Here is a 724-nt window from a genome sequence, read left to right as displayed (position 1 = left end):
GTGAGCCAAGGAGTTGGAGATGGCAATTGTCTTCCTAAGACCGCTTGGCCTCCGACTTGGCGACCTTCAAGCTCGTCCAGGAGGAACAATCCGTACCGATTCAGGAGGTTGTGGGATGACATCCCCATGGCGCAAGGCCCGCCGTTCGAACGACGCGGGTGCGAACTGCGTCGAGGCTCGTACAAACGAGGGTGCTTTTGAGGTCCGTGATTCGAAGCTCGGTGAGGAATCTCCGATCTTCGGTATCAAGGTCACGGAGTTCGAAGCGTTGCTGCGCGCCGCCCGCTGATCTGTCGGCTCCCCCGGCAGGATCAGTAGAGCGACGGCAACACCACGCATCCGAAATCTACGATAGCGGCTCCCGGTGACTACCGGGAGCCGCTTCGTGCTTCCTCGGATGCACTGAAACGGCCCGAAAGTGGGGGACGCGGTGGCTCCCGATATTCGCTAGCATGACCGGAACCCGTTGCCCCCGAACGGAGCCCCCGCTTTGTCCCTGCTCTCCGAGCTAATCGCGCATCTGCGCGCCCTCACCACCAGTGCCAGCGATGCCGCAACCGGCCTGCACCGGGCCCGGGACGGCCTCGAGCAGGCTGCGGCCGGGGCGCGCGCCGCTACCGAAGGCTCGGCGAGTCCGCTCCCGGCCGAAGGCGCCGCCCAGTGGCAGGCGGCGGCCGGGAAGGCCGAGGAAGCCGCCCGGCTCATCGCCGCCGGGAACGAGACG

1 protein-coding gene is annotated in these 724 nt (G+C 66.0%); it reads left to right on the top strand.

Going from position 1 to position 724, the window contains the following annotated elements; all coding sequences use genetic code 11:
• Positions 1–490: 490 nt before the first annotated feature.
• A partial coding sequence (locus ABFX50_RS50875; protein WP_346158540.1) for a hypothetical protein occupies positions 491–724 on the top strand: 234 nt, incomplete at its 3' end.

Origin of the sequence: Nonomuraea recticatena (assembly GCF_039533245.1) — a bacterium.
GTDB lineage: Bacteria > Actinomycetota > Actinomycetes > Streptosporangiales > Streptosporangiaceae > Nonomuraea > Nonomuraea roseola.
Note: the sequence above shows the minus strand (reverse complement) of the source record. Positions and strands in the feature narration are given on the sequence as shown.